10 protein-coding genes are annotated in these 6,093 nt (G+C 64.1%); all 10 read right to left on the reverse strand.

Annotation, left to right across the window (positions count from 1 at the left end; all coding sequences use genetic code 11):
- Nucleotides 1–2: 2 nt before the first annotated feature.
- Complete coding sequence (rplV, locus tag AC1D2O_RS13160) at nucleotides 3–335, reverse strand: 50S ribosomal protein L22 (RefSeq protein WP_007838134.1); 333 nt, start codon at nucleotides 333–335, stop codon at nucleotides 3–5.
- A 9-nt stretch (nucleotides 336–344) separates the two neighbouring features.
- Nucleotides 345–623: a 30S ribosomal protein S19 gene (gene rpsS / locus AC1D2O_RS13165; protein WP_062478874.1), complete on the reverse strand. Its 279-nt coding sequence runs from the start codon at nucleotides 621–623 to the stop codon at nucleotides 345–347.
- A 10-nt stretch (nucleotides 624–633) separates the two neighbouring features.
- Complete coding sequence (rplB, locus tag AC1D2O_RS13170) at nucleotides 634–1,458, reverse strand: 50S ribosomal protein L2 (protein WP_286370947.1); 825 nt, start codon at nucleotides 1,456–1,458, stop codon at nucleotides 634–636.
- 2 nt (nucleotides 1,459–1,460) lie between these two features.
- The gene (rplW, locus tag AC1D2O_RS13175) at nucleotides 1,461–1,787 is read right to left on the reverse strand and encodes a 50S ribosomal protein L23 (RefSeq protein WP_478091358.1); all 327 of its coding nucleotides are present in this window, start codon (nucleotides 1,785–1,787) and stop codon (nucleotides 1,461–1,463) included.
- Nucleotides 1,788–1,792: 5 nt separating this feature from the next.
- Complete coding sequence (gene rplD / locus AC1D2O_RS13180; protein ID WP_286569495.1) at nucleotides 1,793–2,413, reverse strand: 50S ribosomal protein L4; 621 nt, start codon at nucleotides 2,411–2,413, stop codon at nucleotides 1,793–1,795.
- The gene (gene rplC, locus AC1D2O_RS13185; RefSeq protein WP_478157150.1) at nucleotides 2,413–3,093 is read right to left on the reverse strand and encodes a 50S ribosomal protein L3; all 681 of its coding nucleotides are present in this window, start codon (nucleotides 3,091–3,093) and stop codon (nucleotides 2,413–2,415) included. Before rplC ends, rplD begins: the two co-directional genes overlap by 1 nt.
- A gap of 214 nt (nucleotides 3,094–3,307) precedes the next feature.
- Nucleotides 3,308–3,787 (reverse strand): hypothetical protein, encoded by a 480-nt coding sequence (locus AC1D2O_RS13190; RefSeq protein WP_478094196.1) that lies wholly within the window; start codon nucleotides 3,785–3,787, stop codon nucleotides 3,308–3,310.
- A complete protein-coding gene (locus AC1D2O_RS13195; protein WP_478094194.1) occupies nucleotides 3,784–5,373 on the reverse strand; it encodes a hypothetical protein in 1,590 nt (529 codons plus the stop codon). Before AC1D2O_RS13195 ends, AC1D2O_RS13190 begins: the two co-directional genes overlap by 4 nt.
- Nucleotides 5,374–5,522: 149 nt before the next feature.
- Nucleotides 5,523–5,837, reverse strand: coding sequence for a 30S ribosomal protein S10 (gene rpsJ / locus AC1D2O_RS13200; RefSeq protein ID WP_028250951.1), 315 nt, complete (start codon nucleotides 5,835–5,837; stop codon nucleotides 5,523–5,525).
- Between the two features lie 23 nt (nucleotides 5,838–5,860).
- Nucleotides 5,861–6,093: EF-Tu C-terminal domain-related protein (locus tag AC1D2O_RS13205; RefSeq protein WP_478157152.1), on the reverse strand; the 233-nt coding region annotated here is incomplete at its 5' end.

The raw sequence follows: 6,093 nt of genomic DNA on the forward strand, positions 1-6,093 counted from the left end.
CCTTAATTGCCAACCGTCACGTACACATGGCACGTGGGCTTGCTGATGCGATTACCGCGACCCTTGGCGCGCGCGGTGAAGCGCTTGAGCGTGGCGCCCTGCTCGACGTAGATGGTCTTGACCTTCAGTTCGTCGATGTCGGCACCGTCGTTGTGCTCGGCGTTGGCGATGGCCGACTCGAGCACCTTCTTGATGATCACAGCGGCCTTCTTCTGCGTGAACTGCAGAACGTTGAGCGCTTGATCGACCTTCTTGCCGCGGATCAAGTCAGCGACCAGACGGCCCTTGTCGACCGAAAGGCGGACGCCGCGGAGGACTGCACGTGTTTCAGACATGGTCGTTCCTTACTTCTTCTGGACTTTCTTGTCCGCGGGGTGCCCCTTGAACGTGCGCGTGAGCGCAAATTCGCCGAGCTTGTGGCCGACCATCTGGTCGGTGATGTACACGGGCACGTGCTGCTTGCCGTTGTGCACGGCAATGGTCAGGCCGATGAACTCGGGCAGGACCATCGAGCGACGCGACCAGGTCTTGATCGGCTTCTTGTCCTTGTTCGTCACGGCCTTGTCGGCCTTGGCCACGAGGTGGTGGTCGACGAACGGACCCTTTTTGAGAGAGCGAGTCATGTGCTAACCCTTACTTCTTGCGACGCGACACGATGAAGACTTGCGTGCGCTTGTTGTTACGGGTGCGATAACCCTTGGTCAGATTGCCCCATGGGTCGACAGGATGACGGCCTTCGCCGGTCTTGCCTTCGCCGCCACCGTGCGGGTGGTCGACCGGGTTCATCACCACGCCGCGAACGGTCGGGCGGATACCCATCCAGCGCTTCACACCGGCCTTGCCGAGCTGGCGCAGGCTGTGTTCTTCGTTGGCGACTTCACCGATGGTGGCGCGGCATTCGACGTGCACGCGGCGCACTTCACCCGAGCGCATGCGGACCTGGGCGTAGACGCCTTCGCGGGCCAGCAGCGTTGCGGACGTACCTGCCGAGCGAGCGATCTGCGCGCCTTTGCCGGGTTGCAGTTCGATGCAGTGGATGGTCGAGCCGACGGGGATGTTGCGGATCGGCAGCGTGTTGCCGGCGCGGATCGGGGCTTCCGAACCGCTCAGCAGCGTTGCACCGGCTTCCAGCCCGCGCGGGGCGATGATGTAGCGGCGCTCGCCGTCGGCGTAGCACACCAGCGCGATGTGGGCGGTGCGGTTCGGGTCGTACTCGATGCGTTCGACCTTGGCCGGGATACCGTCCTTGTTGCGCACGAAGTCCACCACGCGGTAGTGGTGCTTGTGGCCACCACCCTTGTGACGGGTCGTGATGTGACCGTTGTTGTTGCGACCGGCCTTCTGGAACTGGGGTTCCAGAAGGGGGGCGTGAGGAGCACCCTTGTACAGGTGGTCCCGCGAGATCTTCACCGCGCCGCGTTGGCCCGGCGAAGTGGGTTTCATCTTGATGACGGCCATGATTAAGCGCCTTCCCCGACGAGGTTGAGCTCTTGACCAGCCTTCAGCGTGACATAGGCCTTGCGAACGTTGTCGCGACGACCCATCGACTTGCCGAAGCGCTTGGACTTGCCCTTGGTATTGAGCACCGACACGCCCTGGACTTCGACCTTGAACATCAGTTCAACAGCGGCCTTGATCTCTGGCTTGGTGGCGTCCTGCAGCACCTTGAAGGTGACGGCATTGGACTTCTCGCCGACCATCGTGGCCTTTTCGGACACGACCGGGGCGACCAGCACGTTCATCAGGCGACCTTCGTCGAACTGACGCTGCTTGGGAGTAGGGTTCATGCGGCTCATGCGAACATCTCCTTGAGCTTGTCGACGGCACCCTTGGTGACCAGCACCTTCTTGTAGTGAACCAGCGACACCGGATCGGCGTAGCGCGGCTCGACCACGAGCACGTTGACGAGATTGCGCGAGGCCAGATACAGGTTCTCGTCGACTTCTTCGGCGATCACGAGCACGGACTCAAGGTTCATCGCCTTGAACTTGGCGGCCAGCGCCTTGGTCTTGGGCGAGTCGACCTTGATCGAATCGACCACGGCCAGACGGCCTTCGCGAGCGAGCTGCGAGAAGATCGACGCCATGCCGGCGCGGTACATCTTCTTGTTGATCTTCTGCGAGAAGTTTTCGTCGGGCATGTTCGGGAAAATCCGGCCACCCCCGCGCCACAGCGGCGAGGACGTCATACCAGCACGGGCGCGGCCCGTTCCCTTTTGCTTGAAAGGCTTCTTGGTCGAGTGCTTGACCTGCTCGCGGTCCTTCTGGGCGCGCGTGCCTTGGCGGGCGTTGGCCTGGAATGCGACGACGATCTGGTGAACCAGGTCTTCGTTGTAGTCACGGCCGAACACGGTCTCGGGGGCGTCGTACTTCGACGCGGCCTGGCCTTGTTCGTTCAGGAGTTCGAGTTCCATTACTTGGCTCCTTCAGCGGCTTGCGGCTTGGCCTTGACGGCCGGACGCACGGTGACGAAGCCACCCTTCGAGCCGGGGATCGCGCCCTTGATCAGGAGCAATTGACGCGCTTCGTCGATGCGGATCACGTCGAGGTTCTGGGTCGTCACGGTGACGTCGCCGAGGTGGCCCGTCATGCGCTTACCGGGGAACACGCGACCGGGATCCTGCGCCATACCGATGGAGCCGGGCACGTTGTGCGAACGGCTGTTGCCGTGCGACGCGCGCTGCGAGCTCATGTTGTGGCGCTTGATCGTGCCAGCGAAGCCCTTGCCGATCGAGGTGCCTTGCACGTCGACCTTCTGGCCCACCGCGAACACGCTGGCTGCGGCGATGACGCCACCGGCCTTGTGCTGACCGGCCGTATCGGCGGTCACGCGGAATTCCTGGATGATTTCGCCAGCTTCGACACCCGCCTTGGCGAGGTGACCGGCTGCCGGCTTGGTCACGCGCGATGCCTTGCGCGAACCGAACGTCACTTGCAGTGCGACGTAGCCATCGTTCTCTTGGGTTTTGATCTGGGTCACGCGGTTGTTGGACACATCCACCACCGTGACAGGAACTGCGTCCCCGTCATCGGTGAAGAGACGCATCATCCCCACCTTGCGGCCCAGCAACCCGAGGGAGTTGCTCAGACTCATTTGTTTTCTCCAAAAATGGAAGTCCTCTTCCGCCGCTGCCACTTCAATTGGCGACAGCGTTTGGCCGTACGGCTTACCCGTTTGGCTTCACGAAAGAAGGTTGATAAAACTCCGCTCGACCCGCGCCAAAAGACGCAAGTTAGGCAGAGCCGAAGATTATAGCCCGCAAAGGGCTGCGGAGGCAAGTGGCCGGGCGGCGCAGACGCGTAGGGGCCTATTTGACCTTCATCGGCAGGATCTTGTCGCCGCCCGAGCCCTGCTTGAGGGTCTCGCCGCCGGTCGTCGCGTCAGCGGGTTTTCCCACCCCCACCGGCACCGACGTGACGCTGGTGACGCCGAACTGGGTCGTGAAGACGTGCAGATAGCCGACGCCTGTCGCGGCTGGCACCACGTCTACCGTCCAGGTCGCGGCCTGCCCCGCCGGGAGGCTGCGCTGGGTCTCGGAAGCCGCGAGCGACAGGCCGCCGTCGACGGCGAGGCGCACCGTGGCGCCCGCCGGATCCGCGACGCCGGCGAAGCTCAGCAGCACCGACACCGGTCGGCCGGCCTGGGCCGCTTCATCGACGCGGTATTGCACCTCCACGCCGGAACCGTTGGCCTTCATCGGCGCCGTCTTCATCGGCCCGCCGGCGGCCTGGACCGCCAGGGGCGCGGCGAGCGCCAGGGCGCACGCCAGGGCAGCCGCGAGTCTCACTGGATGGTGACGTTGAAACATGTGTTCGCCGAGGAATTGTTGAAGTCGTTGATCACCAGAACGTTCTCGCCGGCCGGCAGGCTGACCGTCGCGCTCTCGCTGGAGCCGAATCCCGCGCTTGCGGCGACAAGTCGGCCAGCATAGACCGTGAAATCCGGGTCTGCCGCTGCCGGGCCGGACACCGTGATCGAACGGCTGCCAGCGCTCGCCATCGTGAATCGGAGGTAGACGAAGCTGCCGAGCTTGTTGCCGGCCCCCTCCGAGTTGGTCACGCAGGCCGTGGGTGTGAGCGGCCGGTACATCGGGAGCGAGAACGCGGCGATGCTTGCGCCGCCACCGTTCGTTTCGTTGGCGCCGAACGGATCGTTGGGGGCCGCGCTGATCTGCTCGCCGATCAGCAGGCCGCTCAGCGCCGAGGCGCTGGCCGGGGCGACGGCATTGAAAGCCGCCGTGAACGGGTGAATGGACGTCACGGCCACGCCGTTCTTGAACGCAGCGCTGGTCAAGGTGTCGTTGATCGGCCCGAAGCCGACCTGTCCGTTCAGGCGCCACAGGAGCGAGTGGATGGAGGCTTCGCGGTACCAGCCAGGAGTAGGTGTCCCGCTCGACGTGAGGTCGATATTTGCGCCCTGCCCTTGTCCCGGCCCCACGGAGTCCGTGTAGTTGCTGCGGGCCAGCGCAATGCCCGACCAGGCGTTGCCCCAGCCCTCCGAGAACGCCACGCGCCGGTCCAGCCGGTCCGTCATCGTATGGCTGCCGCCGGGCGAATCGTCGCGGCTGAACGCCGACTGGTAGTAGTGCCCCCATTCATGGGCGACCACCGAGCCGTCGTATTCGTCGGTGTCGACGTTCTCCTTGCCCAGCACGTAGATGGCGCGCCCGGCGCTGCTGGTGCTGAAGGAGGTCGTTCCGATCTGTCCGATCGCAGGATTGCCGCTTGCCGGGACGTTGTTGACGCTCCAGAAGACGCGCAGCGCCGGAAAGACCGTTCCAGGCGCCACCGACAGCATCTTCGCCTGCGCGGCGTAGATGGTGTCGAGCACCGCGAACGGCGCTGCGGCCCGGGTGCCGGCGTAGCGGCTGCCGTCCCAGCCCGACGGCGCCCGGATGTCGCGTGTGCTGGCCGAGGCCCCGGTGGAGAACGAAGGCGTCTCGAGTGCATAGATGGCATCGGACTGGGTGTTGTCGCGCACCGTGACATCCCAGCTCGGGCCATTTCCGCCTTGCGTCAGCTGCGCCTTGACCCGCACCTGAACCGAGGTGCTCGACGGCAACGACACCGAGTACGCGCCGCTGGCGTCGGTGGTCGCGGTCGCCAGGATCGCCGCCGACGAGCCGTTGATGATCTCGACGCTGGCGCCCCGGATCGGCTTGGGGGCGGCGGCCGCGTAGACCAGCGCGCCGCTGACGTTGGGAATCGATTCGTAGGTCGCGGTGCCACTCAGCGTGACGGTGCCGACACCCGGAACGCCCCCGGCAGCCACCGGCAGTGCGAAGCCGCCGCCGCCTCCACCACCTCCGCCGCAGGCCGCGAGCATCACCACGCCCGCCAATGCCATGCTTCGCCAGACCCACTTCACCCGCATTCCGCACCTCTCTGAGAAATTACTTCGCTTCTGATGAGCGTTTTCTGCGTAAGTTGCAGATTTTTCCGAGGATGCCACAGAGAAGTCAGAATAAGCAAAGCCCGCCTACATTTCTGTAAGCGGGCTTCACAAATGCAACAGCCGAGGGCTTACTGCAACTTGATCTCGACGTCGACGCCGGCCGGCAGGTCGAGCTTCATCAGCGCGTCCACGGTCTTGTCGGTCGGGTCGACGATGTCCATCAGGCGCTGGTGCGTGCGGATCTCGAACTGGTCGCGGCTGGTCTTGTTGACGTGCGGCGAACGCAGGATGTCGAAACGCTTCATGCGGGTCGGCAGGGGCACAGGGCCCTTGACGATCGCGCCGGTGCGCTTGGCGGTGTCCACGATTTCAGCGGCCGACTGGTCGATCAGCTTGTAGTCGAACGCCTTCAGGCGGATGCGGATTTTTTGCTTGGTAGCCATGGTGATTCCTTCGCTTCTTCGAATCAGATGTCGAGGATCTTCGCCACGACGCCCGAGCCCACGGTGCGGCCGCCTTCACGGATGGCGAAGCGCAGGCCTTCTTCCATCGCGATCGGGTTGATCAGCTTGACCGTGATCGACACGTTGTCGCCGGGCATGACCATTTCCTTGTCCTTCGGCAGCTCGATCGCGCYGGTGACGTCGGTCGTGCGGAAGTAGAACTGCGGACGGTAGTTGTTGAAGAACGGCGTGTGAC

Source organism: Variovorax sp. P1_G12 (assembly GCF_056405555.1).